General features: G+C 62.1%; 30 protein-coding genes and 1 other RNA gene. 17 read left to right on the forward strand and 14 right to left on the reverse strand.

The window, feature by feature from the left end:
- Window positions 1-125: 125 nt before the first annotated feature.
- The 5 genes from rpoN to FHS81_RS06830 form a co-directional block, all read right to left on the reverse strand.
- Window positions 126-1700: an RNA polymerase factor sigma-54 gene (rpoN, locus tag FHS81_RS06810; protein WP_183751347.1), complete on the reverse strand. Its 1575-nt coding sequence runs from the start codon at window positions 1698-1700 to the stop codon at window positions 126-128.
- A 151-nt stretch (window positions 1701-1851) separates the two neighbouring features.
- The gene (gene lptB / locus FHS81_RS06815; RefSeq protein ID WP_183751348.1) at window positions 1852-2676 is read right to left on the reverse strand and encodes an LPS export ABC transporter ATP-binding protein; all 825 of its coding nucleotides are present in this window, start codon (window positions 2674-2676) and stop codon (window positions 1852-1854) included.
- A gap of 33 nt (window positions 2677-2709) precedes the next feature.
- A complete protein-coding gene (locus FHS81_RS06820; protein ID WP_183751349.1) occupies window positions 2710-3345 on the reverse strand; it encodes an LptA/OstA family protein in 636 nt (211 codons plus the stop codon).
- Between the two features lie 29 nt (window positions 3346-3374).
- On the reverse strand, window positions 3375-4070 hold the full coding sequence (lptC, locus tag FHS81_RS06825) for an LPS export ABC transporter periplasmic protein LptC (protein WP_183751350.1): 696 nt from the start codon (window positions 4068-4070) through the stop codon (window positions 3375-3377).
- Window positions 4071-4209: 139 nt separating this feature from the next.
- A complete protein-coding gene (locus FHS81_RS06830) occupies window positions 4210-4824 on the reverse strand; it encodes a ribonuclease D (protein ID WP_183751351.1) in 615 nt (204 codons plus the stop codon).
- 277 nt (window positions 4825-5101) lie between these two features.
- Between FHS81_RS06830 and ffs the strand changes: the two genes are divergently transcribed.
- The 4 genes from ffs to recR all read left to right on the forward strand — a co-directional run bounded on the left by ffs (window position 5102) and on the right by recR (window position 8033).
- Window positions 5102-5198, forward strand: an RNA gene (gene ffs, locus FHS81_RS06835) — signal recognition particle sRNA small type.
- A 47-nt stretch (window positions 5199-5245) separates the two neighbouring features.
- Window positions 5246-7072 carry a DNA polymerase III subunit gamma/tau gene (locus FHS81_RS06840; protein WP_183751352.1) on the forward strand — a complete coding sequence of 609 codons (1827 nt, stop codon included), beginning with the start codon at window positions 5246-5248 and terminating at the stop codon, window positions 7070-7072.
- Window positions 7073-7099: 27 nt separating this feature from the next.
- Window positions 7100-7420, forward strand: coding sequence for a YbaB/EbfC family nucleoid-associated protein (locus FHS81_RS06845; protein WP_183751353.1), 321 nt, complete (start codon window positions 7100-7102; stop codon window positions 7418-7420).
- 10 nt (window positions 7421-7430) lie between these two features.
- On the forward strand, window positions 7431-8033 hold the full coding sequence (recR, locus tag FHS81_RS06850; protein WP_183751354.1) for a recombination mediator RecR: 603 nt from the start codon (window positions 7431-7433) through the stop codon (window positions 8031-8033).
- 21 nt (window positions 8034-8054) lie between these two features.
- Here recR and FHS81_RS06855 read toward each other — a convergent pair whose 3' ends face one another.
- A complete protein-coding gene (locus FHS81_RS06855) occupies window positions 8055-9587 on the reverse strand; it encodes a CYTH and CHAD domain-containing protein (protein WP_183751355.1) in 1533 nt (510 codons plus the stop codon).
- 894 nt (window positions 9588-10481) lie between these two features.
- Here FHS81_RS06855 and FHS81_RS06860 point away from each other — a divergent pair.
- Window positions 10482-10883: a Ros/MucR family transcriptional regulator gene (locus FHS81_RS06860; RefSeq protein WP_183751356.1), complete on the forward strand. Its 402-nt coding sequence runs from the start codon at window positions 10482-10484 to the stop codon at window positions 10881-10883.
- Window positions 10884-10904: 21 nt separating this feature from the next.
- Here FHS81_RS06860 and FHS81_RS06865 read toward each other — a convergent pair whose 3' ends face one another.
- Window positions 10905-11744, reverse strand: coding sequence for a creatininase family protein (locus FHS81_RS06865; RefSeq protein WP_343052445.1), 840 nt, complete (start codon window positions 11742-11744; stop codon window positions 10905-10907).
- Between the two features lie 4 nt (window positions 11745-11748).
- Between FHS81_RS06865 and FHS81_RS06870 the strand changes: the two genes are divergently transcribed.
- The 3 genes from FHS81_RS06870 (at window position 11749) to FHS81_RS06880 (ending at window position 13707) form a co-directional block, all read left to right on the forward strand.
- Window positions 11749-11952, forward strand: coding sequence for a hypothetical protein (locus tag FHS81_RS06870; protein ID WP_183751357.1), 204 nt, complete (start codon window positions 11749-11751; stop codon window positions 11950-11952).
- A gap of 162 nt (window positions 11953-12114) precedes the next feature.
- Complete coding sequence (locus tag FHS81_RS06875; protein ID WP_183751358.1) at window positions 12115-12615, forward strand: MarR family winged helix-turn-helix transcriptional regulator; 501 nt, start codon at window positions 12115-12117, stop codon at window positions 12613-12615.
- Between the two features lie 123 nt (window positions 12616-12738).
- Window positions 12739-13707 carry a 2-hydroxyacid dehydrogenase gene (locus FHS81_RS06880; RefSeq protein ID WP_183751359.1) on the forward strand — a complete coding sequence of 323 codons (969 nt, stop codon included), beginning with the start codon at window positions 12739-12741 and terminating at the stop codon, window positions 13705-13707.
- A 25-nt stretch (window positions 13708-13732) separates the two neighbouring features.
- Here FHS81_RS06880 and FHS81_RS06885 read toward each other — a convergent pair whose 3' ends face one another.
- The 3 genes from FHS81_RS06885 to FHS81_RS06895 all read right to left on the reverse strand — a co-directional run bounded on the left by FHS81_RS06885 (window position 13733) and on the right by FHS81_RS06895 (window position 16395).
- Window positions 13733-14722, reverse strand: coding sequence for a WD40 repeat domain-containing protein (locus FHS81_RS06885; protein WP_183751360.1), 990 nt, complete (start codon window positions 14720-14722; stop codon window positions 13733-13735).
- Between the two features lie 4 nt (window positions 14723-14726).
- The gene (locus FHS81_RS06890; RefSeq protein ID WP_183751361.1) at window positions 14727-15866 is read right to left on the reverse strand and encodes a CobW family GTP-binding protein; all 1140 of its coding nucleotides are present in this window, start codon (window positions 15864-15866) and stop codon (window positions 14727-14729) included.
- A gap of 250 nt (window positions 15867-16116) precedes the next feature.
- Window positions 16117-16395, reverse strand: coding sequence for a hypothetical protein (locus tag FHS81_RS06895; protein WP_246374884.1), 279 nt, complete (start codon window positions 16393-16395; stop codon window positions 16117-16119).
- 118 nt (window positions 16396-16513) lie between these two features.
- Between FHS81_RS06895 and FHS81_RS06900 the strand changes: the two genes are divergently transcribed.
- Entirely contained in the window at window positions 16514-17236 is a 723-nt protein-coding gene (locus tag FHS81_RS06900) for a DUF1045 domain-containing protein (protein ID WP_183751362.1), read from the forward strand.
- A gap of 92 nt (window positions 17237-17328) precedes the next feature.
- Here the strand turns inward: FHS81_RS06900 and hslU are convergent, their stop codons facing one another.
- Together hslU and hslV are read right to left on the reverse strand one after the other, a co-directional pair.
- Complete coding sequence (gene hslU / locus FHS81_RS06905) at window positions 17329-18636, reverse strand: ATP-dependent protease ATPase subunit HslU (RefSeq protein WP_183751363.1); 1308 nt, start codon at window positions 18634-18636, stop codon at window positions 17329-17331.
- Window positions 18637-18705: 69 nt separating this feature from the next.
- Window positions 18706-19281 carry an ATP-dependent protease subunit HslV gene (gene hslV, locus FHS81_RS06910; RefSeq protein ID WP_183751364.1) on the reverse strand — a complete coding sequence of 192 codons (576 nt, stop codon included), beginning with the start codon at window positions 19279-19281 and terminating at the stop codon, window positions 18706-18708.
- 199 nt (window positions 19282-19480) lie between these two features.
- Between hslV and hisB the strand changes: the two genes are divergently transcribed.
- From hisB to FHS81_RS06950, 8 genes are read left to right on the forward strand one after another with little or no spacing between them, the layout of a single operon-like run.
- The gene (gene hisB / locus FHS81_RS06915; protein ID WP_183751960.1) at window positions 19481-20068 is read left to right on the forward strand and encodes an imidazoleglycerol-phosphate dehydratase HisB; all 588 of its coding nucleotides are present in this window, start codon (window positions 19481-19483) and stop codon (window positions 20066-20068) included.
- Between the two features lie 50 nt (window positions 20069-20118).
- The gene (locus FHS81_RS06920) at window positions 20119-20667 is read left to right on the forward strand and encodes a DUF2628 domain-containing protein (protein WP_183751365.1); all 549 of its coding nucleotides are present in this window, start codon (window positions 20119-20121) and stop codon (window positions 20665-20667) included.
- Complete coding sequence (hisH, locus tag FHS81_RS06925; protein ID WP_183751366.1) at window positions 20664-21314, forward strand: imidazole glycerol phosphate synthase subunit HisH; 651 nt, start codon at window positions 20664-20666, stop codon at window positions 21312-21314. Before FHS81_RS06920 ends, hisH begins: the two co-directional genes overlap by 4 nt.
- Window positions 21302-22072 (forward strand): 1-(5-phosphoribosyl)-5-[(5-phosphoribosylamino)methylideneamino]imidazole-4-carboxamide isomerase, encoded by a 771-nt coding sequence (gene hisA / locus FHS81_RS06930; protein WP_183751367.1) that lies wholly within the window; start codon window positions 21302-21304, stop codon window positions 22070-22072. The genes hisH and hisA overlap by 13 nt, the downstream gene beginning before the upstream one ends.
- On the forward strand, window positions 22072-22881 hold the full coding sequence (gene hisF, locus FHS81_RS06935; protein WP_183751368.1) for an imidazole glycerol phosphate synthase subunit HisF: 810 nt from the start codon (window positions 22072-22074) through the stop codon (window positions 22879-22881). The genes hisA and hisF overlap by 1 nt, the downstream gene beginning before the upstream one ends.
- Window positions 22878-23207: a phosphoribosyl-ATP diphosphatase gene (locus FHS81_RS06940; RefSeq protein WP_183751369.1), complete on the forward strand. Its 330-nt coding sequence runs from the start codon at window positions 22878-22880 to the stop codon at window positions 23205-23207. Before hisF ends, FHS81_RS06940 begins: the two co-directional genes overlap by 4 nt.
- Before the next feature lie 45 nt (window positions 23208-23252).
- Entirely contained in the window at window positions 23253-24203 is a 951-nt protein-coding gene (gene coaA / locus FHS81_RS06945; RefSeq protein ID WP_183751370.1) for a type I pantothenate kinase, read from the forward strand.
- Entirely contained in the window at window positions 24200-24655 is a 456-nt protein-coding gene (locus FHS81_RS06950; RefSeq protein WP_183751371.1) for an acetyltransferase, read from the forward strand. Before coaA ends, FHS81_RS06950 begins: the two co-directional genes overlap by 4 nt.
- Window positions 24656-24673: 18 nt before the next feature.
- On the opposite strand, the gene FHS81_RS06955 is transcribed toward FHS81_RS06950, so the two are convergent.
- Complete coding sequence (locus tag FHS81_RS06955) at window positions 24674-25123, reverse strand: RrF2 family transcriptional regulator (protein ID WP_183751372.1); 450 nt, start codon at window positions 25121-25123, stop codon at window positions 24674-24676.
- Window positions 25117-25335: a hypothetical protein gene (locus FHS81_RS06960; RefSeq protein WP_183751373.1), complete on the reverse strand. Its 219-nt coding sequence runs from the start codon at window positions 25333-25335 to the stop codon at window positions 25117-25119. The genes FHS81_RS06955 and FHS81_RS06960 overlap by 7 nt, the downstream gene beginning before the upstream one ends.
- Window positions 25336-25405: the final 70 nt, after the last annotated feature.

Raw genomic sequence — 25405 nt, forward strand, 5'->3', positions numbered from 1 at the left:
TAGCCGGATTGTGATTGCCCGGTCCGGGTTCCCCATCCGCCTGGGGAAAAATCTTACGGCCTTCTCCAATCGCAGAGTTGGTCACCGGCTCGTTGTCATGTGTTTCCGAGGCATGTGCTTCTGGCTCATGCGTTTCTGGCGGCTAGCGCCCGCCGGCGTTCGACGGATGAGGCGAGGCGCAGCGATTCCCGATATTTCGCCACCGTGCGGCGGGCGACCTCGATGCCTTCCGTCTGAAGCTTGCGGACCAGCGCGTCGTCGGACAAAACGTCGCGTGGGGATGCTTCGGACGCGATCAACTGCCGGATGCGATGACGCACAGCCTCTGCCGCATGCGTCTCGCCGCCATCCGAGGCGGAAACGGCGGCCGAGAAAAAGAACTTCATCGGCAGCACGCCGCGCTCGCAGCCAATGGCCTTGTTGGCGGTGACGCGGGAAATCGTCGATTCGTGCATGCCAATCGCATCCGCGACGGTCTTCAGGTTGAGCGGGCGCAGGTGCGCCGCGCCGTGGATGAAGAACTCTTCCTGCATCCGCACGATTTCTGTCGCCACCTTGAGCACGGTGCGGGCGCGCTGTTCGAGACTGCGGGTGAGCCAGTCACCGCTTTGCAGGCATTCGGACAGAAAAGCGCGGTCGGTTTCCGAGCGCGCGCCGCCCATCAACTTCGTGTGGTAGGCGCGGTTCAGCAGCACGCGGGGGAGGGTGTCGTTGTTGAGTTCGACGATGAACCCGCCATCGCGCGACTGGCGCACGAAGACATCCGGCGCCAGCGTTTGTGCCGGCTGGCCGCCGAAAGCACGGGCTGGTCTCGGGTCCAGCCGGCGCAGCTCGGCGAGCATATCGGTCAGATCATCCTGATCAACGCCGCACAGGCGGCGAAGCGCAGTATGATCGTGGCGCGCCACCAGTGCCAGATTGGCGACGAGAGCCTGCATCGCCGGGTCGAAACGATCGCGCTCGCGCAGTTGCAGCGCCAGGCATTCGGCAAGGTCACGCGCGCCGATCCCGGTCGGCTCGCAGGCCTGCACCAGTTCGAGCACCTGCAGAACCTGCGCTTCCGACACTTTCAGGCGGTCCGCGATATCGGCCAGCGATTCCGTCAGATAACCAGCGCCGTCGATGGCATCGATCACGAAACGGCCGATCAGCCGTTGCAACGGGTCCGTCGTCAGCATGTCGAGCTGGGTGCACAGGTGGTCTTGCAGCGAGATATCCGCCGCGAGGGTCGCCTCGATGTCGGGCGCGTCATCCGAATCGTTGCGGGAGCCGCTCGCATGCGGCGGGCCGGACGACACCATCAGCCCCTCGTCAGCCGCAGCGGATTGCTCTGCGACAGCCGGGGTGGCCGCGTCATCGGGAAATACGTTGTCGAGAGAGGTGCCGAAGTCCGCCTCGATGGCGGCGCGTTCCTGCTGCGGCTCCGAGGGCGACCAGTCCGCCGCATCCTCGCCGGTGGCGTCATAGGCACGGTCCTCCTGGGAGGGGCCGTTATCGTCCGAAGATGTATGGGGCGATTCGTCGCTGCTGCCAGCCGCTGCCTCGGCGTATTCCAGCAGCGGATTGCGCTCCATCTCGGCCTCGACGTGGGCCACGAGATCGAGATGTGACAACTGCAACAGCCGGATAGCCTGAAGCAGTTGCGGCGTCATCGCCAGCGACTGGCTCTGGCGCAGTTCCAACCGGTGAGCAAGCCCCATCGCGCATTTCCCCGCCCTGGATACCGCGGCCCGCAACGATCGGATCGATTGTTCGACGGCGTCCGCGTGGATCGCCAGCCATGACGGCCTTGCGGCACGTTTCTTGCTTGCGATGCCTTTTCAGGCTTTCTAGCGGTTTCGCGTCACCACGTCAAAGGTGGAAATCTTCACCCAGATAAAGCCGGCGCACATCCGGGTTGGCGATGATTTCAGTCGGCGTGCCTTCCATCAGCACCCGGCCCGAGTGGATGATATAGGCCCTGTCGATCAGGCCCAGCGTCTCGCGCACGTTGTGATCGGTGATGAGCACGCCGATGCCACGCCGCGTCAGGTGGCGGACGAGGTTCTGGATGTCGCCAACGGCGATGGGGTCGATACCGGCGAAAGGCTCGTCGAGCAGCATGAAGGTGGGATCGCCGGCAAGGGCACGGGCAATTTCGCAGCGCCGCCTTTCACCGCCCGAAAGCGCGATGGATGGCGACTTGCGCAGCCGCGCGATATCGAATTCCTCCAGCAGCGCGTCGAGCTTTTTTTCGCGCTCCTTGCGGCTCGGCTCCACCACTTCGAGCACGGCGCGCAGGTTGTCCTCCACGCTGAGGCCACGAAAGATCGAGGCTTCCTGCGGCAGATAGCCGATGCCAAGACGTGCGCGCCGGTACATCGGCAAGCGCGTGATGTCATGCCCATCGAGGGTGATATTGCCCAGATCCGCCGCAACGAGGCCGGTGATCATATAGAAGATGGTGGTCTTGCCCGCGCCGTTGGGGCCAAGCAGGCCCACCGCCTCGCCCTTGCGCACGGTCAGGCCGGCTTCCTTGACCACGGTGCGGCCGCGATAGCTCTTCTGCAATCCGCTGACGGAAAGCGTGCCGACGCGCATGTCTTGATCCGGCTGGCCATAGGGCGAACCGTCATAAGGTCGGCCCTGAACGTCGCTGCCGGAATTGTCAAAGCTGTCGTATGGCTGCAAAAGCATCACCACTTCATACTTGTTGCGGAAAGGGCGGTATCAGCGTTTCGGCGCGTTGCCGCTGCCGGGCACGAAAACGCCCTGCACCCGCCCGCCGGGCTTTGCTATGCAGTTGGCCACGCTGTTGGCGAGGTTGTAAACGATCCGGTCACACTGCTGGACGTTCTTTTCCTGACTCAACAGGACGTTGCCGCTCAGGGTAACGGTGTTGGCCACGCGGTCGAAAACGGCGTGCTGGCCAGTAGCCGTCTGCCCGCTCGACACGACGGTAACCGGGCCTGCGCAGTCCAGCTTGCGGATGTTGTTGTCTCCGTCCGCCTGCGCACCCTGCGTTTGTGCAGGCTGGTTGCCTGTCGCGCCGCCGGTGGCGCTTTGCTCATAGAACACGTTGAGGGCGGAGCAGCGCAGCGTGGTTTCGCCCTGCACGGCGACGACATTGCCGGTGAAGGTCGCGCGCTTCTCGCTGTCGAACACGTCCAGCCGGTCGGCGTCAATCTTGATGGGGTCTTTGCCTGAGCCGAGCCCGCCGAGGGGAGAATTGGCGGGTGCGGTTGCCTGCGCGAGCGCGCCGGTGCCTGTCGCCGCGCCGGCCACAGCCAGCATCACGGCGGCGAGGCCGACTGCCCGGAGGCGCCGGTTCCACAAACGATTATCGGAAGCAGCTTGCCGCATCATCCGTTTTCTCCTGTCCTGTACGCCGCCCGTCAGCGCGCCCCGTCGCCGCCGTCGAGAACCGTGCGTACTCTGCCCTCGAAAACGATATGCTTGCCATTGTCGGAAATGTCGAGCCTGTCGGCGGAAATCGTCCCCTCGGAAATCGTGACCTCGACAGGTTCCTCGGAGGTGACGCGACCGCCTTTAAAGTCCACGGCGGCGGAAGAAAGCTTCACATCATAGCCGCTATCGGTGCGCACGCGCACATCACCATTCAACGTCAGGTGCTCGACCTGCGAGTCATAGACGCCGGTGGCGGCGCTGATTCGCGCCTGTCCGCCGTCGCTGAGTTCCAGATGACCCGAAATCCCGTCGAGTTCGACGATGGCGGGGTTCTTCACATCCTGCGAGGCAGATGAGGCGGTCAGCTCATAAGGCTGCGTGCCGTCTCGGAAACCGGACAGCTTGGGCGCTTCCATGGTGATCTTGGAGCCGGACAGCGAAACCGGGCCGAGGCTGAGGCCGCCGATGCTGCTCAACGGCTTCAGCACCCCAATCGCGGTGACGATGACGATCGCGCCAAGCGCCGCGATGGGAATGAGACGCTTCATCGTCCGCACGCGCGCCGAGTGACGCAGCGCGGCGCGGTAGGCGGCAGGAGATACGCCCGCGATCGGCAGATCGACCGGCTGTCGGCGTTGAGGCGCGACGCGGGGGCTGGCAGGCGGGTGCTTGGCGTCTGTCAACTGGCTTCCATACTCCGTTTCTGACAACTGTCTTCAGAGAGCACAAGATATAGTCGGCGCAGGCTCCGCTTCCAAGTCACTATTTTGGAACTTCACTATTTTGGAACCGCACTATTTTAGAGCCGTGTCAGATGCTGCCTTACATGTGCGCGAAAATATCGGTCTCCGGCCAGCCGGCGAGATCGAGGCGGGCGCGGATGGGCAGGAAGGTGAAGCAGGCCCGCGCGATATCGGTGCGATCCTCGCGCGCCAGCATGGCGTCGAGCTTTTCCTTCAGCGCATGCAGATAAAGCACGTCCGACGCCGCATAAGCGAGTTGCGCATCGCTCAGGTTTTCCGCCGCCCAGTCGGAGGACTGCTGCTGCTTGGATATCTCAACACCGAGCAACTCACGCAGGTTGTCCTTGAGGCCGTGACGGTCGGTGTAGGTGCGCGTCAGCTTGGATGCGATCTTGGTGCAATAGACCGGGCCCGGCATGACGCCATAGGCATGATAAAGAACCGCCAGATCGAACCGCGCGAAGTGAAAGATCTTCAGCACCCGTTCGTCAGCCAGCACCCGCAGCAGGTTTTCAGGGCGCGGTCCGTCGCGCAGGATCTGCACCACCTCGGCAGAGCCGTCGCCGCGCGACAGCTGCACCACGCACAACCTGTCGCGATGGGGGTTGAGGCCCAGCGTTTCGGTGTCGATGGCGACCGAATCGCCGAAATCGATGTCGGCAGGCAAATCGCCCCGGTGCAGCCTGATGGTCATGTCAGCTTCCTTGCTCGGTCGGTGCGCCGCGGTCCCTCACATCGCAGATCCGGTTTCGCCGCCGGTGGAAACGACGGGCGCGGGGCGCGGGCGAAGGCTGTGAAGCGGCGTTGAATAACAACATAATGATGGCCGCCGCTGTAACACCCGCTGCCCGCGCCCGCAAGAAGCCCGCGCCGGAGCCGACTGTCCCCGGAAAGTTGCGTGTCTGTGGGATTCTGCCGGTAAAATGCGCAGCGGTCTTGCGCCGGGCATTTTTTTCTCCGATATAGGGCACGGGAGGTTGGCGTTGGACGTTCCACTCGCCAACCGGGTCAGGTCCGGAAGGAAGCAGCCCTAACGAGACCGGGCGGGTCTTCGTCCAGCCTCCCACCTTGCGCGATGCCCGGATCGGGGCTGCGCTGTCAGCCCGGATGGTGCCGTGTCCGATTCGCCCAACGCCGCTCCTTATCGCGTCCTCGCCCGCAAATACCGCCCTCGCAGTTTCGATGACCTGATCGGGCAGGAAGCCATGGTCAGAACTCTCTCGAACGCGTTCGAGGCGGGCCGTATTCCTCAAGCCTGGATGCTGACCGGCGTGCGCGGCGTCGGCAAGACGACGACCGCACGCATTCTGGCCCGCGCTCTTAATTATGCTCTGCCGAATGGCTCCGGTGCGCCCACGGTGAAACTCGCCGAGCCGGGCCTGCACTGTGAAGCGATCATGGAATCGCGCCACGTCGATGTGATGGAGATGGACGCCGCCTCCCACACCGGCATCGACGATGTGCGCCAGATCATCGACGGTATCCGCTACGCTCCGGTGAGCGCGCGCTACAAGGTCTATATCATCGACGAGGTTCACATGCTGTCCGAGAAGGCGTTCAACGCCTTCCTGAAGACGCTTGAGGAGCCGCCGCCCCACGCCAAGTTCGTGTTCGCAACGACGGAAATCCGCAAGGTGCCCGTCACCATCCTGTCGCGCTGCCAGCGCTTCGACCTGCGGCGAATTGACGCGGTGGCGCTGCGCAACCATCTGGCGACGATTTGCACGGCTGAAAACGTCACTTTCGATGATGAGGCGCTGGCACTGGTCGCCCGTGCGGCGGAAGGATCGGCGCGCGATTCGCTGTCGCTGCTGGATCAGGCCATCGCCCATGGCGCGGGCCGGGTGGGCGTCGAGGAGGTGAAGGCCATGCTCGGCCTTGCCGACAGAGGCCGCGTGATCGATCTGTTCGAGGCCTTGATGCAAGGCGACATCGCCGCCGCGCTTGCCGGGCTGTCCGCCCAATACGATGCCGGTGCCGATCCAGCTGTGGTGCTCTCCGACCTCGCATCCTTTACGCATCTCGTCACCCGCCTGAAGCTGGTGCCGGCTGCGGCTGACGATGCCGTGCTGACGGATGTCGAGCGCACGCGGGGGGCTGATCTGGCCGCTCGTCTGTCTGTGCGTGTGCTGTCGCGAACCTGGCAGATTCTCGTGCGCGGGTTGCCGGAGGTTCAGGCTTCGGCGCAGTCGCTTGCCGCCGCTGAAATGGTGCTGGTGCGCCTCGCTTATGCCGCCGATCTTCCTTCGCCGGAAGATGCGCTGCGCACCCTGCGCGACGGAGGCCCGCTGGCGTCACCCCGGCCGCCTGCCTCCGGTGGCGCGGGGGCGAACGGCGGTAATGGGGGAACGGTCGGCAGTCTTCGTGGCGGCGGCGCGCAACTTGCGCTGGCTGCGTCCCGGCCCGATGTCGCGCCCATCATGTCTGCCCCCGCCATATCAGCACCTGCCCCGCGCGAAACGATGCGCCTTGCGCGTTTCGAGGATGTCGTCGCACTCGCCGGTGAGCAGCGGGACATTATGATGAAGGCGGCGCTGGAACGCGACGTCAGGCTTGTCCGTTACGAAGACGGCATGATCGAGTTCGCGCTTGTGCCGGGAGCCAATCCCGCCATCGCCAACGATCTTGGCCGCAGGTTGCAGGAGTGGACCGGGCGGCGCTGGATCGTGGCAGTGTCTTCGGACGAGGCAGCGCGAGGCGTGCCCACGCTGGCGGAAACCGCTGCCGCGAAAGCGGAGGAACGACGGGAGGATGCCCGCGCCAACCCGTTGGTGCAGGCGGTGTTGGCACGTTTTCCCGGTGCAACCCTCGTGCGTGTGCAGGATGTGGTGGCGGAAGCGCCCCCGGCCGGCGAAACCGATGATGACAACGGCAACGGCATACAAGAAGGGTGGGAACTGGCTTCCGACGACCTGTCTGCCTATATCGATGACGAGTACTGACGGCACAGCCGCAAGGGAGACGATGCAATGCGCGATATCATGGGGCTGATGAAGCAGGCTCAGAGCCTGCAACAGAAAATGGCCGATGTGCAGGAGGAGTTTGACTCCATCGAGGTGGAAGGCACCGCAGGCGGCGGCACTGTAACGGTTGTGGCCTCCGCCAAGGGGCAGGTGAAGTCTATCTCGATCGATCCTTCGATTCTGTCTCCGGAAGAGAAGGAAATCGTCGAGGATCTCGTTGTTGCCGCGCTCAATGATGCCCGCACCAAGGGCGAGCGGGTGATGCAGGATCGCGTTGCCGATCTCACAAAGGGACTGCCGATTCCTCCCGGCCTGAAACTGTTCTGAGGCAGGCTGAATGGCATCGCCTGCCGGTCCCGAGATCGAGCGACTGATCCGGCTGCTTGCCCGCCTGCCTGGCTTGGGACCGCGCTCGGCGCGGCGTGCGGCGCTGGCGCTGGTCAAGCGACGCGAATCGCTGCTTTCCCCGCTCGCCGAGGCGATGGCGGAGGTGAGCGACCGTGTGCGCATATGCTCCGTTTGCGGCAACGCCGACACGTCCGATCCGTGTGCGATCTGCGCGGATTCCACGCGTGATGCGTCGATCCTTGTCGTGGTGGCGGATGTGTCGGATCTGTGGGCGCTGGAGCGCGCAGGCGCCGTGCAGGCACGTTACCATGTTCTGGGAGGGGTGCTCTCGGCGCTGGACGGTGTAAGGCCGGAGGATCTGAACCTTCCCAACCTCCGTGCACGCGTGGCGGACGATGGCGTGCGCGAGGTCATTCTTGCGCTCAACGCCACCGTCGACGGGCAGACGACGGCGCATTACATCACGTCGCTGCTCGCCGATCTGCCGGTGCGCATCACCCGGCTGGCGCATGGCGTGCCGGTGGGCGGGGAACTGGATTATCTCGACGACGGAACACTGACCGCCGCGATCCGGCAGCGCGGAGACGTTTGAGCCCCCGCGCTGTTTTTCCTATCAGGTATTATCGGGAGTTGCCCAAAACGGCGTTGTTTCCCTGAAAGTGGCGAATACCCTTTCCGCTTCGTCCAGCAATTCCTGCTCATGGGCGGCGTGTTCGTCGCGTAAAACCTGCTCAGCCTCGGAAATGGCCTCGCGCTCGCGTGCGACGGCGATATCGTTCAGCTCCCCGAGCAGATCCTGCAATTTCGACATTGCCGACACCTCGGCCTTCAGCAGCTTGCGCTGTTCGGACGTGTGGTAAAGCGCGGCGAAGAACTCTGCCGAGTAGCGCAGCTTCTTCAATTCGATGCGCACTTCATGACGATCCTCCGCCGACAGCGCGATGATGCTGCCGGATGCGCGGATGATCTTGTCGCGCCGGCGGTCGAGCTGCTTGCTGGCGAATTTTTCAATCGCCTGTTCCCGCCGCCGCCTGGCTTTCTTGCCCGGAGTAACGGTCCATTCTCCCGCCTCGACCCACGCAAGGGTGGCGATGATGGCTTGCGCCAGCCGTCGCGAGCCCAAGGTGTGCCGTGCCTTGTCATAAGCACGGTCGCGCTTTTCATCGTAGGTCGCGACAAGGTCGGCGAAGGCCGGATCATCGGCATGCTCGTTTTGGGCCGGCACCAGCACGTTCTCGATATAGACATCGATGTCGCGGGCGTCGCCGAGTCGGTTGGCCATCCAGCGCAGTTCGCCGCTGATGAACTGGCGCTCTTCGTCATCGACCACGGAACGGAAAACCGAAATCGCCGCGCGCAACCGCCGCAGGGCGACGCGGGCCTGATGCACCGCGCCGGATGACGGCTCGCGCAGCAACACCGCCTCGTTGGCCAGATATTGCGTCAGGCAGGAACGCGCGATGATGCGGAAGGCTTCTTCCGTCGTCGTGCCGGGTTCGATGGTCACGGCTTTGGCGCGCGTCACTTCCGGCGGGCGCGGATCGATGAGATCGTAGCCGCGTTCAGCCTTCGTGACGCGGCTTGGCCGAACTTTCACGATGGTCGAGATATCGCGCGCCAAAGCAAAGAGGTCGGCGGTGTCCCCTTCCTGAAGCTCAAGCTCGACTTCGGAAAAACGGCGCGCTTTGTTGCCCGCCTTCACCCTGCCGCTGTCGAGGGCTGCGTCGATGATCGATGAGCCGTAAGCGATGGTGACGGTTTCCCGGTCGACATCCACGGTAAAGAGCGGCTTGAGCGCCGCGCGCTGGGAGGCATCCATGACGAAGGGCGCCAGCGCCGTTTCCTGTGCATGAACGAAATCCATCCGGGGACCGCTGACCGGACGCTCCCATTCGAGACGATCGGATAGCAGGCCGTCCGGCAGGCGTGTGGCCTTGACAGTCTGGACGAACAACTCGCCATCGCGCCGAACGCGGACGGAGATGCCTGCGTCGCGCAGCGCCTTGGCAGGCGTGTCGAAATAAGTGGAATGAAGCCGGCTGCGAACGCGCTCCACAATGGAGAGTTGGCGAAACGCCTGACTTGCCGCAAGGCGATGTAACGAGGTCGGTGCCAGCGTCAGCTTCAGTTCAATTTCATCAGACATTCAAGACGCCCCTCGTTTTGCGATTTGAGGGCGATTCTGCATGAAGATCGCCCGAATACAACCGTCTAACCCAACCGTCTAACCGATGTGTGCGAATTCATTGTGAGCCAATACCACGACAGTTTGTTGGATGCACAGATGTCAGCGGTAGTGGCAAAAATGACGCTTGACAAATGCCAGAAATGACACATATGTTGCGCATATGTCGGGGCGGTTTGTTTGTGACGCTATTGTGACAACCTGTATTCCTGTAAGATACTTTACGTTAGGTTGGCATAATGTCTGAATATAAGCATTACTGAAGTAAAATTAAAAATCTCTCCGTCTTTTATGTGCTGTTGGTTCGTGTTCGTTCTTAATATGCCGGATGATATTGGAATTGTGGAATTTATTGTTGAATTGGAGGTAGTTGTGTCTGGTTCTGGTGTTACGACGTCCTCCTCAAAGTGGGGGGGGGGGGGGATATTCACGCGCATCTTCCTTCTGACGTGTGTCGGTTAATTGAAGCCGCGGCCATCGAAATTGCGGATGGGCGTGGTACGAGCCGTTCTACGATCGGCTGGAACAGGCAGAAAGCATTGGCTGAAAAAGTATTGATGCGCATCTACATGGAAGGAATTCGTTGTTCAGGGAATAATAGATGATTTGTCTGAAGATCGCATAATATGCTTCGAAAATGCGGACAACTGCATTTAAGGCTCTATTGATATCTTCCTGTTGCCTTTCGCGACAATTGTGTCGTGGATCATCATCAACTGACTATTCGATTTCCTGCCGGGAATCGGTTTCGTGGCCTGAGGCAACGAGACTGACTGCCGATGTCTTCCAACCACAATCGATTTCGGCGCAATCGCGACCGTATTGAAATGAAACAGATCGAGCGGAGTGTATGCCATGTCCACGGCAGAACGTGAAAACCTCACTACGGCGGAAATAACCCGCTCTGTCGTCAAATCTTACGTATCGTTCAACAAGCTTTCAGCGGAGGGGCTGGTTGCGATTGTGCAGGAAGTGCACAACACGCTGGAGCGTCTCAGCGCCGGAGCGCCAGAGCCGGAACCCCGGCCGGAACCGGCGGTTCCGATCGAGGCATCGGTGACGGACGAATATCTGATCTGCCTTGAAGATGGCAAGAAGTACAAATCGCTGAAGCGGCATCTTGCTGCGCATTACAAGATGACGCCGCAACAGTATCGCGACAAGTGGGGTCTTCCGCCAAGTTATCCTATGGTGGCGCCCAACTATTCCGCGACCCGCGCCATGCTCGCGCGTCGGGCCGCCGGCGTTAATGAATAACCTTCAGCGTTGACTTCGCTATTACGCTGAATAATTGCGTAATTCATCCAGAAGAGAAACAAAAGCGCGGGCGCCGTAGGCGGCCGCGCTTTCGCCTTTTTCCGATGTCGCTTTTGTAGCATTGCCGATTGCGCCTGTCGGGTTGATATCCTGGCTCATCCAGCCCAGGCCGGCGGGGCGACTGACACTCAGATAACGGTAACGTTGCTCCAGCGCGATGCCGTTTGACACGAAGTTTTGCGCTTTTTCTCTCCGTACGAGATCGGGACGGAACGCGAGCATCAACGATGTTTCGATATCGCCGCCATGGATACCGTGGCGGATTTCATCGGCATCGAACAGCCCTTCAGGGTATCCGAATCGCTGCCATGACACCGCAACGGTTGTCAGGCCAAAGCGTACCCTGAGATCGCGGGCGACAATATCGACAACAGGTGAGTTGCCGCCATGGGAACTGACAAAGAGAAGTTTGCCGATACCCGCGCGATGCAGGCTTTCTCCAATGTCGGTCCAGGCGCTGATGGCTGTCTCTGGACGCAGGTTGAGTGTGCCGGCGAAAGCGAGATGTTCGTTTGAAAGACCGACGGATTGAGTAGGCAGGATCAATACCTTGTGGTGTTTATCCAGCAAAGCCATCACGCGCCTCAGATATCCCTCCATAATGTACACATCCGTGCCCAGCGGCAGGTGCGGACCGTGTTGCTCAACGGCTGCAACGGGAAGCACGGCAATGGCGTCGGCCATCTTGCCGTCGCAGAAATCCGTAGTTGTCAGATCCGTCCAGAGATGCGGAAAAGGCATAAGGGTTATCCTGTATTTCTGTTCCCCGATGTCATCGGAAACCCCAAGGTGGCGATCCATCGGTATGCTGTCAATCAACGTGCCGGAACGCGCGGTTGAAGGTGGAATCTGTCCATCAACGCTGCAACACATTGAAAGATATATGCAAGCGGCCAGCGAGAAGCGACGAGCGTCATTTTCACGTTATAAGAAAGAGGCATGTTTCGGCGGCAAGGCATCCATTGTCATGCGGCTTATTTTTATGTTGCCGAGAGGCGAATTTTCATAGCCACATTTGTTAATTATTTTCTATATGCAATATTGCGAAGTGAAGTAATTTCTTATGGAAAATATCTGGTTCGTTTCTGATAATGCCCTGTTCCGGTGAGCGGAACTGGGCATCTACCCTGTACCGCGCAAGTTTGCGCTCCGCCATCAATGGGAGAAAACGATGAAGCATCCTGTTGCAAAGACCGTCGGCTGGGCTCTTGTCCATGCGGCGCGTTTGCATCGCACACGTATCGGAGAGCGCCTGACGGCACTGGGTCTGTTCCCGGGGCAGGAGCAGGTTCTGCACGCCCTGTCCACGGTCGAGACCATGACGATGGGCGAGCTGGCTTACATTCTGCGCGTCAAGCCACCGACAGCGTCGAAGACGGTGGCGCGTCTCGCCGCGCAGGGGCTTGTCGAGCGGACCGCCGAACCGGGCGATGCCCGTATCGTGGTTGTGCGGTTGACGCAGGAAGGCGCAAACCGTGCCTCCGCCATCGACAAGCTCTGGGTTGAAGTCGAGAACGAGCTTCTTGAGGATTTCGACAACAAGGAGCGCAAGCGCTTGCGCAAGTTGCTGCGCCGTGTCGCACGCAATCTCGCCGGTGCCACTGCCCTTGACCACGGAGACGATGACGTTGATGATGATGACGACAATGACATCAACGAAGGGGCTGATTGAGCCATTTCAGCGTTTTATTGAAACGTGGGAAAAGGCCTGAATTTTGACCAGAGGCGTTTCTTCATCGTGAGCAGCGCCACGTCGGTCAAAAATCGCTCAGCCGGCAAGTCGACCTGAGAAGCCATGATGACCATCGATATCCTGTTGACCGGCGCCGCCATTCCCTCTGCCCGTGATGCTTTGGCGGAAGCCTATACCTTGCACCATTTGCCTGACATCGTCGACGTGCCGGCATGGGCTGCACGTGACGGAAATCGCATTCGTGGCATTGCCGCGACGAATGGTGTTCCTGTGTCCGGCAAACTGATCGAGGCGCTGCCGAAGCTAGAGATTATAGCCGGCTTTGGTGTGGGCTATGACAATATTGATGTCGCGGCGGCGGTGAACCAGGGCGTTGTCGTGACGCATACGCCGGACGTGTTGAGCGATGAAGTGGCGGATCTCACCATCGGCCTGTTGCTGGCCACCATCCGGCAGATTCCGCAGGCGGATCGTTTTCTGCGTGCAGGCGAGTGGCTGGAGAAACCGTTTCCGCTGACGGCAACTTTGCGCGGGCGCACCATCGGCATCTTCGGTCTTGGCCGCATCGGCGTTGCCATTGCGGAGCGGCTGGCCGCCTTCGGCGTCACCATTCTCTATCACAACCGCAGGCCGCGTACGGATGTGCCTTTTCAATATGTCGGCACGCTGAAAGACCTCGCGACGCAGGCGGATGTTCTGATCATCGCAGCCCCCGGCGGCAGCGAAACGCATCATGCAGTGAATGCCGAGGTGCTGACGGCGTTGGGGCGCGATGGCATTCTTATCAACATCGGCCGTGGCAGCACCGTCGATGAACCTGCGCTGATCCGTGCGCTGGAGAACGGTGATATCCTCTCTGCCGGCCTCGACGTTTTCGAGGATGAGCCCCACGTGCCGGAGGCTCTCAAGGCAATCGAGAGGGTTGTGCTGCTGCCGCATGTGGCCTCGGCATCCGTGCATACGCGCGATGCCATGGGGAGGTTGATGGTCGACAACCTGCGTTCATGGTTCGCCGGCAAGGGGCCGTTGACGCCCGTGCCGGAAACGCCGTGGCCGCAGGTCGATGCCTGAAGCCACAGCGCTTTTTCCATATCGTTCAGGGCAGTGTGAGGATGCCGGCGTTGCCGTTGTCCGTGCCAAAGGCCAGCTTGCTGCCTTTGGCATCCCAGGCCAATGCGGAGACTACTGAAGTATCCGGGGAGCGGACGAGCAATTCGGCTGCATCCGTCAACCGGATCATCAGGATCGCGCCATCGGCATAACCGGCCGCAAGCACGAGAGCGCCCGGGTGAAATGCGACGCGGGTGACGACCGCCGAGCGGACGCCGCATTCACGCGGGGCCTTGCCCATCGGCCCATCTTTGGCAAACGGCCAGACAATGGCGGCGTCTGCACCGGATGTCGCCAGCCAGTCCCCGTCATGCGACCATGCGAAGGACCGCGTCTTGGCCGGATAGCCGGCCATGCGCATATCCTTGCCATCTTTCAGCCGCCAACCGTGAAGCGTGTTTTCCTGCATGGACGTGACGACATAAAGGTTGTCCGGCGAGAAGGTGACATCGAGATGCGCCCCCTTCCATTGCAGCGTTTCCACGCCTTTTTCGACAGCGGGGTACCACAACGTCGCACCGTTGTAGTGCGAAATGGCCAGCCGGTATCCCTTCGGCGCAAAGGCCAATCCCTGTGCGGTGGAGCCAACTGAAAAAGACGTTTCCTGCCCCCGATTGTCGCGGGCTTTGACGTCTTTGCCAAGGCTCCAGGCCAGAGCGCCATCGGGCCGCGCGGCCAGCGCCACGATCCAGCGGCCCTTTTCATCAACAAGTGTCTCGACATTGCCGTTGGCATCGGTGCTGACGATGCGGCCATCGTCGCCGCCGGTAATCAGGCGCTCACCGCTGATGGCCGCCACGAGAGCGCCGGCGTCGGGATGCGCTTCCACTCGCCGGCGGTCGCCAGAAGGGTCCAGCAGGATGACGCCGCCATCGCCAAGGGCAAAGGCAGCGACATCGCCTAGCCACCCGAGGCCGGTCACATGCGCGCCGACATCGAAAGACGCGACACGATCAAGCAGAGAGTCGACCGTCATCGTGTTACGCCGCGCAGGCGAGGAAGCCCTCGCGAATAGCTGCCTCGTCGAGATCGCGGCCGATGAACACGATGCGCGATTCGCGCTTTTCGTCCGGCTTCCAGTCGCGCTGGAGATCGCCTTCCATAATCATGTGCACGCCCTGAAAAACGAAGCGGCGCGGTTCTGCGGGAAACGACAGGATACCCTTGGAGCGCAAAATGCTCGGGCCTTCCCGCTGAACGAGGTCGTTGATCCACGGCAGAAACTTTTCCGGGATCACGTCGCCGGGAATGGCAATCGACACCGATTGCATATGCTCGTCGTGATAATGCTTCAGGCCGCCGCCATGAGCGTGGGTGTGAGCGTGGCTGTGAGCATGACTGTGACCTGGCCCGTGATCATGATTCGCGTGCTCGTGATGGTGATCGTCACCGTGGTGGTGGCCGCAACCGCAGTCCGGACCGTGCTCGTGATGATGATCGTGGCCATGGTGATGGTCATGATCGTGCGCGTCGTCCTCTTCCAGGAGGGCGGGTTCGAGCGTGAGGATGCGGTCGAGATCAAACGCGTTCTGCTCAAGCACATCCGAGAGCGGCACGGCGGCGCGCTGGGTCTTGTGGAGCTTGGCGTAAGGGTTGATGGCGCGGATGCGTCCAACCACTTCGGCCAGTTCGCCGGCGGTGACGAGGTCCGTCTTGTTGAGCACGATCACGTCGGCAAAGGCGATCTGGTTCTTGGCCTCCGGGGCGTCCTTGAGGCGGTCGCTCAGCCAGCGCGCATCCGCGACGGTGACGACGGCGTCGAGCCGTGTGCGGTCCGATACGTCCTTGTCCACAAAAAAGGTCTGCGCCACGGGAGCCGGATCGGCGAGGCCGGTCGTCTCGACGATGATGGCGTCGAACCGCCCACGCCGCTTGACCAGGCCCTCGATGATGCGGATCAGATCACCGCGCACGGTGCAGCAGACGCAGCCGTTGTTCATCTCGAACACTTCTTCGTCTGCACCGACGATGAGGTCGTTATCGATGCCGATCTCGCCAAATTCGTTCACGATGACGGCATAACGGCGGCCGTGTTCCTCGCTGAGGATGCGATTCAGCAACGTGGTCTTGCCGGCGCCGAGATAGCCGGTGAGAACCGTGACGGGGATCTTGTCGCTCATGAAATGCTCCGCAGGCGCGTGACGGTCGAACATTGGAGCGGTTTTCCGCCGCTCGAACATCGTCATCCGAGGGGTAAACGCTCCATCACTGTCGATGTTATATCGTTCATGCCGGCTGAAATGGAAGAGCGCAGGTCGCGTGTATGCAGGTCACCTGTAATCAGGTTGTCTGTGACATTGACCGCTCCCGTCATAGCCAGTCGGGAATGCTTCTTCAGTCAGAGATCCGGCCAGTTGCCAATGCAGCCGGTCAGGAATGTCTGTGCTCGCCCTCAAGGCGCCATGCGCTGCGCGCGAAACGAATCGTTGCCCACGCTGCGAGCAGGCCGAATGCGACCATGAAAATATATTCGAATAACTGGCCGAGTTCGAGCAGGCCGGCAATCGCCCAGCCGGCCGCGAGCGCAAGCGCGAAAAATTCCGCCGCAACGAGAACGATTGCACTCACCACGGTAATAAGGCTTCTGGTGCCCAGCGGCGCGGCGGCCACGGCGGCCGACGGTTTGTCGGCGCGGGTATTCTTGGCCAAAGGTCCAATCCTCCGGTACAGCATGTATCCGGACCAGTTAACGCGGATCACCGCATTGACGCAAGCAGCGTTTACGATGTCTTCTCTGGATCAACGCGGATGAATGAGGAAAACCCCCATGAGCAAGCAGCCAGCCCGCTACGCCATTTATTTTGCCCCAGACCCCGATAGCGCGCTGTGGCGATTCGGATCTGCCGTGCTGGGCTATGACGGCGTTACCGGCGAGGATGTTCCCGATATCGTTCCGGAAGGCTTCGAGATTCCCGATTGGCGGCTGCTGACGGCGGATCCGCGCGCGTACGGCTTCCACGCCACCATCAAGGCACCGTTCCGCCTGGCGCAGGATCAGACCGAGGAAGACCTTGTCGGGGCGCTACAGGCATTTGCCGACAGCAGAACGCCATTCGTGTTGCCGAAGCTGGAAGTCGCCATCGTCGGTGCCCGTGAAGGTGAGGGTGCATTCGTCGCGCTGGTCGAGCCCAAGCCGTCGCCGGCACTGGCAGAGCTGGAGGCGGCGGCCCTTGAGGCGTTCGAGCCGTTCCGCGCGCCGCTCACCGACAAGGAATTCGCCCGCCGCCTGCCTGAGACACTGACGACGCGCCAGCGCGACTATCTCAATCGTTACGGCTATCCGTTCGTGCTGGAGGATTTCCGCTTTCACCTCACGCTCACCGGCCGCGTGCAGGAGGACGAGGTCGAAGCCGTGCATGCATCGCTGGAGGCGCTCTACAAGCAGCACGTGGGTAACGAATCAGTCCGCGTGGATGCGCTGGCCGTTTATCATCAGGAAAAAGGCGCCGGACGCTTCCGCGTGCTTGCGCGCGCGCCGTTCCGCGGATGATTCAGAGCACCTGCCCTGACGGTATCAGGGCAGGTGCTCCAAATGTTATATTTTGCGTTCAATTCGATGGATCGCGCTGAACGCAAGCGGTTTTAGAGAATGAAGCGGCTGAGGTCGGTGTTCTTGGCCAGATCGCCGACTCCCTCGCGCACGAAATCTCCGTCGATCACCACCGTCTCGCCGGAGCGGTCCGGGGCGGTGAAGGAGATATCGTCGAGCACGCGCTCGATGACTGTCTGAAGGCGGCGGGCGCCGATGTTTTCCACGGACCCGTTCACCTCCACAGCGACACGCGCGATGGCGCTGACCGCATCATCCGTGAACACCAGCGTCACGCCCTCGGTCTCCATCAGGGCCACGGACTGCGTGATGAGGCTGGCTTCCGTTTCCACGAGGATGCGGCGGAAGTCCTCTTCGTCGAGCGGCGCGAGTTCCACCCGGATCGGCAAGCGGCCTTGCAGTTCGGGCAGAAGGTCCGAAGGCTTGGCGACGTGGAACGCGCCGGAGGCGATGAACAGGATGTGATCGGTTTTCACCGTGCCGTGCTTGGTGGAAACGGTTGTGCCTTCGATCAGCGGCAGCAGATCGCGCTGCACGCCCTCGCGCGACACGTCCGCGCCGGAGCGGCCCTCGCGGGCGCAGATCTTGTCGATCTCGTCGAGAAAGACGATGCCGTTTTCCTCGGTCTCGCGAATCGCTTCCTGCACGATGCTGTCCTGATCGAGCAGCTTGTCGCTTTCCTCGGCGATCAGCGGTTCGTAAGCATCGCGCACGTTGAGACGCCGCGTGCGCGGACGACCGCCGCCGAGCTTGCCGAAGATGTCGCCGATGGAGATGGCGCCGACTGACGCCCCCGGCACGCCGGGAAGGTCGAACATCGGCATGCCGCCGGCCTGCGTCTGAATCTCGATCTCGATTTCCTTGTCATCAAGCTCCCCGGCACGCAGCTTGCGGCGGAAGGAATCGCGGGTAGTCTGCCCGGCGGTGGAGCCCACGAGCGCGTCGAGGACGCGTTCCTCGGCCGCGACCTGCGCCTTGGCCTTGACGTCTTTGCGCTTTGCCTCGCGCACGAGACCGATGGCGATCTCCACGAGGTCGCGCACGATCTGCTCCACGTCACGGCCGACATAGCCAACCTCGGTGAACTTGGTGGCCTCGACCTTCAGGAACGGCGCGCCGGCCAGTTTGGCGAGGCGGCGGGAAATCTCGGTCTTGCCGCAGCCGGTGGGGCCGATCATCAGGATGTTCTTGGGCAGCACTTCCTCGCGCAGCGGGCCGGTGAGCTGCTGGCGCCGCCAGCGGTTGCGCAGGGCGATGGCGACCGCGCGCTTGGCGTCGCGCTGGCCAACGATGTGGCGGTCGAGTTCCGAAACGATCTCACGGGGGGAAAAACTGGTCATGGGGCCACTATGCTCTGGAAATGCCGGTGTCTGAAATCATGGTGTCTGGCGCTTGTCCGCGATGGGCGCTCATACGGGCGCCGACGCATCCAGCGTCTCGATCACGAGGCTGCCGTTGGTGTAGACGCAGATTTCACCGGCGATCGCCATGGCGCGGCGCACAATCTCCTCCGCATCATGAGACGAATCGGCCAGCGCCCGCGCCGCGGCGAGGGCATAGTTGCCGCCGGAGCCGATGGCCATGATGGCGGTGCCGTCGTGAACTTCCGGCTCCAGCACGTCGCCTGTGCCGGAAAGAAGCAGCCCGACTTCGGCATCGGCGACCAGCAGCATTGCTTCAAGACGGCGCAGATAGCGATCCGTCCGCCAGTCCTTGGCCAGCTCGACGCAGGCGCGGGTCAACTGGCCGGGATATTGCTCAAGCTTGGCCTCCAGCCGCTCGAACAGCGTGAAGGCGTCAGCCGTTGCTCCGGCAAAGCCGCAGACGACGCTGCCCTTGGCCAACCGCCGCACCTTGCGCGCGTTGCCCTTGACGATGGTCGGCCCCAGGCTGACCTGCCCGTCGCCGCCCATCACGACCCGTCCGCCCTTGCGGACCATGAGGATGGTGGTGGCGTGGAATTGTCCGTCGCGATTGTCCTGCATGCCCGCTGCGCCCGATGGCCCCCTGTTGTCCGAACGAATGGACCATCATGTAAGCGCCTTTTGCGCTAATGCAAACCACCCTGCGCACGAGCCTTGACGCTAACGGGCCATCACGGTGGATCAGGCCGGGCGCGCAGCACTCTGGCGCGCCGCGCAAACTCTTGCTACAAGCGCGCAAAAGGACAGGAGTATGCAGAAGATGCGCAGCGCCACGGTGGAACGACGCACCAAGGAAACCGATGTGGCCGTGACCCTCGATCTCGACGGCACGGGCAAGGCGGATATCGCGACGGGCGTGGGCTTTTTCGACCATATGCTCGACCTGTTCGCCCGCCATGCGCTGTTCGACCTCACCGTGAAGGTGACGGGCGATTTGCATATCGACCAGCATCACACGGTGGAAGACACCGGCATCGCGCTCGGCGAGGCGTTCCGCAAGGCGCTGGGCGACAAGCGCGGCATCACCCGCTATGCCGACATTCACCTGCCCATGGACGAGACGCTGACCCGCGTCGCGGTCGACATTTCCGGCCGGCCCTTCCTCGTGTTCCGCACGCACTTTGTCCGCGAAAAGATCGGTAATTTCGACACCGAGCTGGTGCGGGAGTGGTTTCAGGCATTCGCCACCAATGCCGGATTGACGTTGCATGTCGAAACGCTCTACGGCGAGAATGCCCATCATATCGCGGAAAGCAGCTTCAAGGGTCTGGCGCGCACTTTGCGCAAGGCCGTCAGCGTCGATCCGCGCGAGGGCGAGCGCATTCCTTCCACCAAGGGCGCGCTATAGCCCCGGAAGCGCGCTATAGTCCAAGGGCCGTATCTTTTTCGGAGGCGACCGTGGCTGTCTACACCTTCCATCTTCCCCGTGACGCCGTGCGTGGCGATGCATCGGCATTGGAGCAGGCGGTGCTTGTGCGCGACGGTTTTTCCTGGGGCGCGCTGATCTTTCAGGTGCTGTGGTGCCTGTGGAACCGCCTGTGGCTCGTGGCCCTCGGCTTTGTGCTGGTGAGCACGGCGATCTCCGTGGGGCTCGGCCGGGCAGGCGTGTCCGAAACCGCCATCGGCATCGCCGGTGTGCTGCTCGCAATCCTGCTCGGTCTTGAGGGCGGCAATCTGCGTCGGCAAGCCTTGGAGCGCCGTGGTTTTGCCCTGCGCGGCGTCGTCGTCGCGCCGGACAGGTTCGAGGCTGAGCGGCGGGCGTTTTCCGTGTGGTTGTCGCCCGAGGCCGGTTCTGCGGCGGTCGATCTTGTCGCGCCGGCGTCCGGCGACCTGTCAGGTCATGAGGGGTTGCGTGAGCACGGCCTGCCGGCCAGGGATCGCGCGGCGCGCGCACACAACCAGTCTGAGGTCATTGGCCTGTTTCCCGCAGCGGAGGAACCGCGTTGAGTACTGTTATTGTCGATTACGGCTCGGGCAACCTGCACTCGGTGCACAAGGCGTTCGAGCGTGCGGCGCGCGAAGCCGGCATCGATGAGGTGGCCATTGTCAGCGCCGATCCGGAGAAGGTGCGCGCCGCATCGCGCGTCGTCCTGCCGGGTGTCGGGGCTTTTGCCGATTGCCGCCGTGGGCTGGATGCCGTCGACGGGCTCGTCCCGGCGCTGGAGGAAGCCGTGCGCGGGCGCGGCGCGCCGTTTCTGGGCATCTGCGTCGGCATGCAGCTTCTGGCCACGCGTGGCCTTGAATACGAGACGACGCCGGGGCTGGACTGGATCGCCGGCGATGTTTCGCTGATCGAGCCGCATGACCCGTCGCTGAAGATTCCGCACATGGGCTGGAATACGCTGGACGTGGTCAACGATCACGCGCTTCTGGCCGGCATACCGACGGGGCCGGACGGGCTGCACGCCTATTTCGTCCACTCCTACGCCCTGCACCCGGCTGATGCGTCCGATCTCGTGGCGACAACCGATTACGCCGGCGCTCTCACTGCCATCGTCGCGCGCGGCAACGTTGCCGGCGTTCAGTTCCATCCCGAAAAGAGCCAGACGCTCGGTCTGGCGCTCATCGCCAATTTCCTGAGGTGGCGTCCGTGATCCTGTTTCCCGCCATCGACCTGAAGGAAGGCCGCTGCGTGCGCCTCGTTCAGGGCGACATGAACCGCGCCACCGTCTTCAACGACAGCCCCGCCGATCAGGCTGCCGCATTCGTCGAACAGGGATTTTCCTGGCTGCATGTCGTGGATCTGGACGGCGCATTCGCCGGCAAGCCCGTTAACGCGACGGCGGTTGACGATATTCTGGCCCGCATCGACATTCCGGTGCAGCTTGGCGGTGGCATTCGTAATCTCGCCACGGTCGAAGGCTGGCTCGGCAAGGGCATCGCCCGCGTCATCATCGGCACGGCGGCGGTGCGCGATCCGGCTTTCGTCAAGGAAGCGGCCAGGCAGTTTCCCGGCAAGGTCGCTGTCGGCATCGATGCGTGGGACGGCAAGGTTGCCGTCGAGGGCTGGGCGGAAACGTCCGAGCTGACCGCGGTGGAACTGGGTAAGCAGTTCGAGGACGCCGGCGTCGCCGCCATCATCTATACCGACATCGCCCGTGACGGGCTGGTGCAGGGCCTCAACATCGACAGCACGCTGGAGCTGGCGCGGGCGGCCGGCATTCCCGTCATCGCCTCGGGCGGGCTGGCCTCCATCGCGGACGTCAAGCGGCTGCTTGAGCCCGACTGCGCCATTCTGGAGGGTGCGATCACCGGCCGGGCGCTCTATGACGGGCGGCTCGATCCGCGTGAGGCCATCGCGCTGATCACAGATGCGGCCAAGGGCCAGACGATTGCAGGAGATCCGCGCTGATGTTGAAAAACCGGATCATTCCCTGTCTCGACGTCAAGGACGGGCGCGTCGTCAAAGGCGTGAAGTTCGTGGAGCTGCGCGATGCCGGCGATCCGGTCGAGGCCGCGCGCGCCTATGACGCGGCTGGCGCGGACGAACTGTGCTTTCTCGATATCACGGCGAGCCACGAGGATCGCGGCACGCTGCTCGATCTGGTTCGCCGCACGGCGGAGGCCTGCTTCATTCCGCTCACGGTGGGCGGCGGCGTGCGCAAGGTCGAGGATATCCGTGCGCTGCTGCTCGCGGGGGCGGACAAGGTGGCCATCAACACGGCTGCGGTCAACGATCCGCGTCTGGTGCGGCTTGCGGCGGAGAAATTCGGCAGCCAGTGCATTGTCGTTGCGATCGACGCCAAGCGCGTCTCGGCGCCCGGCGAGGAGCCGGCGTGGGAAATTTTCACCCACGGCGGCCGCAAGGCAACCGGCATCGATGCCATCGCTTTTGCCGTGGAAGTGGTTGAGCTTGGCGCAGGCGAACTGCTGGTCACCTCGATGGACCGGGACGGCACGCGGGCCGGTTACGATATCGAACTCGTCCGTGCCATCGCGGATGCCGTGCCGGTGCCGGTGATCGCTTCTGGCGGCGTGGGCACCTTGAGTCATCTGGTGGAGGGGATTCGCGACGGCCACGCTACGGCGGTGCTGGCGGCGTCCATCTTCCATTTTGGCGAGTTCACTGTTGCGCAGGCCAAGGATGCTCTGGCCGCCGCCGGTCTTGCCGTGCGCCGCGACCACACGACCGGCAAGGCGACGGAAGGCGGTGCGGCATGAGCGGCGACGGGCGCTTTACCCTTGAGGATCTGGAAGCCATCGTGGCGCGACGCGGGGCCGAAAGCCCGGACGTGTCCTACACCGCGCGTTTGCTTGCCGGCGGCGTGAGCCGTCCGGCCAAGAAGCTGGGCGAAGAAGCGGTTGAGGCGGTGATCGCAGCCGTCGAAGATGACCGCGACGCGCTGGTCAGCGAAAGTGCTGATGTGCTTTATCATCTTCTTGTTGTGCTGCGCGTGCGAAATATCGCTTTACAGGATGTGTTAAACGAGCTTGAACGGCGAACAGCCCAATCCGGTCTTGAGGAAAAGGCATCGCGAAAAGCCTGATTCGACTGTATCGACACTGGCGAAACCGTAGCGCGGAGGCGGGCAATGATGCCGCTTAACGGAGAATTGTCGCCTTACCGGGTGTTTACCCGTGAAGAATGGGCCAGCCTGCGCGCCGACACGCCCATGACGCTCACCATTGAAGAGCTGGTTCGCCTGCAATCGCTCAACGATCGGTTGTCGCTGTCGGAGGTGGCGGAAATCTATCTGCCGCTGTCCCGGCTGCTATCACTCTATGTCGCTGCCATGCAAGGGCTTTTTCGTGCCACGGAGCGGTTTCTGGCGGTGGATGATGGCAAGGTGCCATACATTATCGGCCTTGCAGGTTCCGTGGCGGCTGGCAAATCCACCACCGCACGCGTGCTTGAGGCGCTGCTGGGACGCTGGCCCAACACGCCGAAGGTGGAGCTGATCACGACGGACGGCTTCCTGTTTCCGAACGCGGAACTGACGCGTCTGGGCATCATGGCGCGGAAGGGGTTTCCCGAAAGCTACGATTCCGCTGCGTTGCTGCGCTTTCTCTCCGCCATCAAGGCGGGCGCCAGAAATGTGCGTGCGCCGGTCTATTCACACCTCACCTACGATGTGATTTCCGGTGAGGAAATCGTCGTCGACCGGCCTGACATCCTCATCGTCGAGGGCCTCAACGTGCTACAGCCCGCGCGCCTGCCGCGCGATGGCCGGGCCGTACCATTCGTTTCGGACTTTTTCGACTTCTCGATCTACGTCGATGCGGAAGAGGATCTGTTGCACGAATGGTACGTGAACAGGTTCATGCAATTGCGCGAGACAGCTTTCCGCGATCCGCAATCATATTTCCGCCGCTACGCCGAAGTGCCGGAGGAGGAAGCGCGTCAGAAGGCCGAGGATTTGTGGGGTGGCACCAACCTCATCAACCTGCGCGAGAATATTCTGCCCACACGCCAGCGGGCAGGGCTCATTCTGCGTAAGGGAAAGAGCCACCGCATCGAAGAAGTGGCGTTGCGGCGGCTATGACCGGATCGTGGACGATTCGCCCCTCGCGGGCGGAAGACCATTTGGCGTTGCTGGACATCTGGCGGAGCGCGGTGCGGGCCACCCACGATTTCCTCGATCCCGCCGATTTCGAGCGGATCGAGCGCGACGTTGCCGAAATATATCTTGTCGGGCGCACTTTTCACGTTGCCGTGGACGCTGCGGACAAGCCCATCGGCTTTCTGGCGCTCGATGGGTCGCACATCGACATGCTGTTCATCGCCGCCGACGGGCAGGGGCGCGGTATAGGCCGCTTGCTTGTGGAGCACGCTCGCACGGATGGGCGGCCACTCAGCGTCGATGTCAACGAACAGAATGAACAGGGTGTCGGCTTCTATCGGCGCCTTGGTTTCCGCCAGACCGGACGGTCCCCGACAGACGATGCCGGCCGCCCCTATCCTTTGTTGCATATGAGAACAGGCGACAGCGCCTGAACGGCCGGTGGCAGGCTGTCAGATGTGGTAGACGAAGGAATCCATCTCATCCTTCGGCAGATCCCGCATTTCGGCGAGGTTGCGACGGTCGAGCACGCGGGCAATCGACTCGCGCACTTCCAGCATCATCAGCCGCACGGCGCAGGCGTCCTCGTTCGGGCAGTCCTCGCAGGGGCGGTAAGCGGTTTTGCTGGCGCAGGGCAGGGGCGCAAGCGGCCCGTCGAGCACGCGCACGATATCGCCGACAATGATGGTTTCCGGCGGACGGGCCAGCATATAGCCGCCGCCCTTGCCCTTCTTGCTGTGCAGGAAGCCGGCGTTGCGCAATTCACCCAGAATCGCATCCAGAAACTTTTTCGGGATATTGTTGCTCTCGGCGATATCGGCGACGAGAGCAGATGTCCCCGGGGTCAGGCGGGCAAGATGAACCACTGCCTTGAGCCCGTACTTCCCCTTTTTTGTCAGCATATTGATGGGTCTCTTTTGCTGCAGGAGGCCGACATTTCACCAAAATGCCCAACCGCTGCAAGATTTTGATATTGAGCGTTTCCGGCCAAGGCAATACTCACCTCATCCGAAAACGCTCCAGATTCCGTTTGGCCGGAGCGTGTGGCGGTCACGTAGCCGGGAAATTCCATTTTATGAACGCAGCCATGAGGACGAAACTTTTGATGCAGCATAGTCTCTCCATAGCTTGCGCAAAATGGAATCTCTTTAAATTATGAATACCTATATCAAGTCTCTATAATT

The organism is Pseudochelatococcus contaminans (assembly GCF_014195635.1).
Lineage (GTDB): Bacteria > Pseudomonadota > Alphaproteobacteria > Rhizobiales > Beijerinckiaceae > Pseudochelatococcus > Pseudochelatococcus contaminans.

Excerpts from the sequence above, each read along its gene's own strand:
- FHS81_RS06940 (WP_183751369.1), top strand. The coding sequence starts at position 22,878 with ATGAGCGGCGACGGGCGCTTTACCCTTGAGGATCTGGAAGCCATCGTG.
- FHS81_RS06950 (WP_183751371.1), top strand. The coding sequence starts at position 24,200 with ATGACCGGATCGTGGACGATTCGCCCCTCGCGGGCGGAAGACCATTTG.
- FHS81_RS06875 (WP_183751358.1), top strand. The coding sequence starts at position 12,115 with ATGAAGCATCCTGTTGCAAAGACCGTCGGCTGGGCTCTTGTCCATGCG.
- rpoN (WP_183751347.1), bottom strand. The coding sequence starts at position 1,700 with ATGGGGCTTGCTCACCGGTTGGAACTGCGCCAGAGCCAGTCGCTGGCG.
- FHS81_RS06955 (WP_183751372.1), bottom strand. The coding sequence starts at position 25,123 with ATGCTGACAAAAAAGGGGAAGTACGGGCTCAAGGCAGTGGTTCATCTT.
- FHS81_RS06900 (WP_183751362.1), top strand. The coding sequence starts at position 16,514 with ATGAGCAAGCAGCCAGCCCGCTACGCCATTTATTTTGCCCCAGACCCC.
- FHS81_RS06865 (WP_343052445.1), bottom strand. The coding sequence starts at position 11,744 with ATGGATCGCCACCTTGGGGTTTCCGATGACATCGGGGAACAGAAATAC.
- FHS81_RS06885 (WP_183751360.1), bottom strand. The coding sequence starts at position 14,722 with ATGACGGTCGACTCTCTGCTTGATCGTGTCGCGTCTTTCGATGTCGGC.
- hslU (WP_183751363.1), bottom strand. The coding sequence starts at position 18,636 with ATGACCAGTTTTTCCCCCCGTGAGATCGTTTCGGAACTCGACCGCCAC.
- hslV (WP_183751364.1), bottom strand. The coding sequence starts at position 19,281 with ATGCAGGACAATCGCGACGGACAATTCCACGCCACCACCATCCTCATG.
- lptB (WP_183751348.1), bottom strand. The coding sequence starts at position 2,676 with ATGCTTTTGCAGCCATACGACAGCTTTGACAATTCCGGCAGCGACGTT.
- hisB (WP_183751960.1), top strand. The coding sequence starts at position 19,481 with ATGCGCAGCGCCACGGTGGAACGACGCACCAAGGAAACCGATGTGGCC.
- hisF (WP_183751368.1), top strand. The coding sequence starts at position 22,072 with ATGTTGAAAAACCGGATCATTCCCTGTCTCGACGTCAAGGACGGGCGC.
- FHS81_RS06830 (WP_183751351.1), bottom strand. The coding sequence starts at position 4,824 with ATGACCATCAGGCTGCACCGGGGCGATTTGCCTGCCGACATCGATTTC.
- FHS81_RS06845 (WP_183751353.1), top strand. The coding sequence starts at position 7,100 with ATGCGCGATATCATGGGGCTGATGAAGCAGGCTCAGAGCCTGCAACAG.
- coaA (WP_183751370.1), top strand. The coding sequence starts at position 23,253 with ATGATGCCGCTTAACGGAGAATTGTCGCCTTACCGGGTGTTTACCCGT.
- FHS81_RS06860 (WP_183751356.1), top strand. The coding sequence starts at position 10,482 with ATGTCCACGGCAGAACGTGAAAACCTCACTACGGCGGAAATAACCCGC.
- FHS81_RS06890 (WP_183751361.1), bottom strand. The coding sequence starts at position 15,866 with ATGAGCGACAAGATCCCCGTCACGGTTCTCACCGGCTATCTCGGCGCC.
- FHS81_RS06855 (WP_183751355.1), bottom strand. The coding sequence starts at position 9,587 with ATGTCTGATGAAATTGAACTGAAGCTGACGCTGGCACCGACCTCGTTA.
- FHS81_RS06960 (WP_183751373.1), bottom strand. The coding sequence starts at position 25,335 with ATGCTGCATCAAAAGTTTCGTCCTCATGGCTGCGTTCATAAAATGGAA.
- FHS81_RS06880 (WP_183751359.1), top strand. The coding sequence starts at position 12,739 with ATGATGACCATCGATATCCTGTTGACCGGCGCCGCCATTCCCTCTGCC.
- FHS81_RS06870 (WP_183751357.1), top strand. The coding sequence starts at position 11,749 with ATGCTGTCAATCAACGTGCCGGAACGCGCGGTTGAAGGTGGAATCTGT.
- FHS81_RS06820 (WP_183751349.1), bottom strand. The coding sequence starts at position 3,345 with ATGATGCGGCAAGCTGCTTCCGATAATCGTTTGTGGAACCGGCGCCTC.
- recR (WP_183751354.1), top strand. The coding sequence starts at position 7,431 with ATGGCATCGCCTGCCGGTCCCGAGATCGAGCGACTGATCCGGCTGCTT.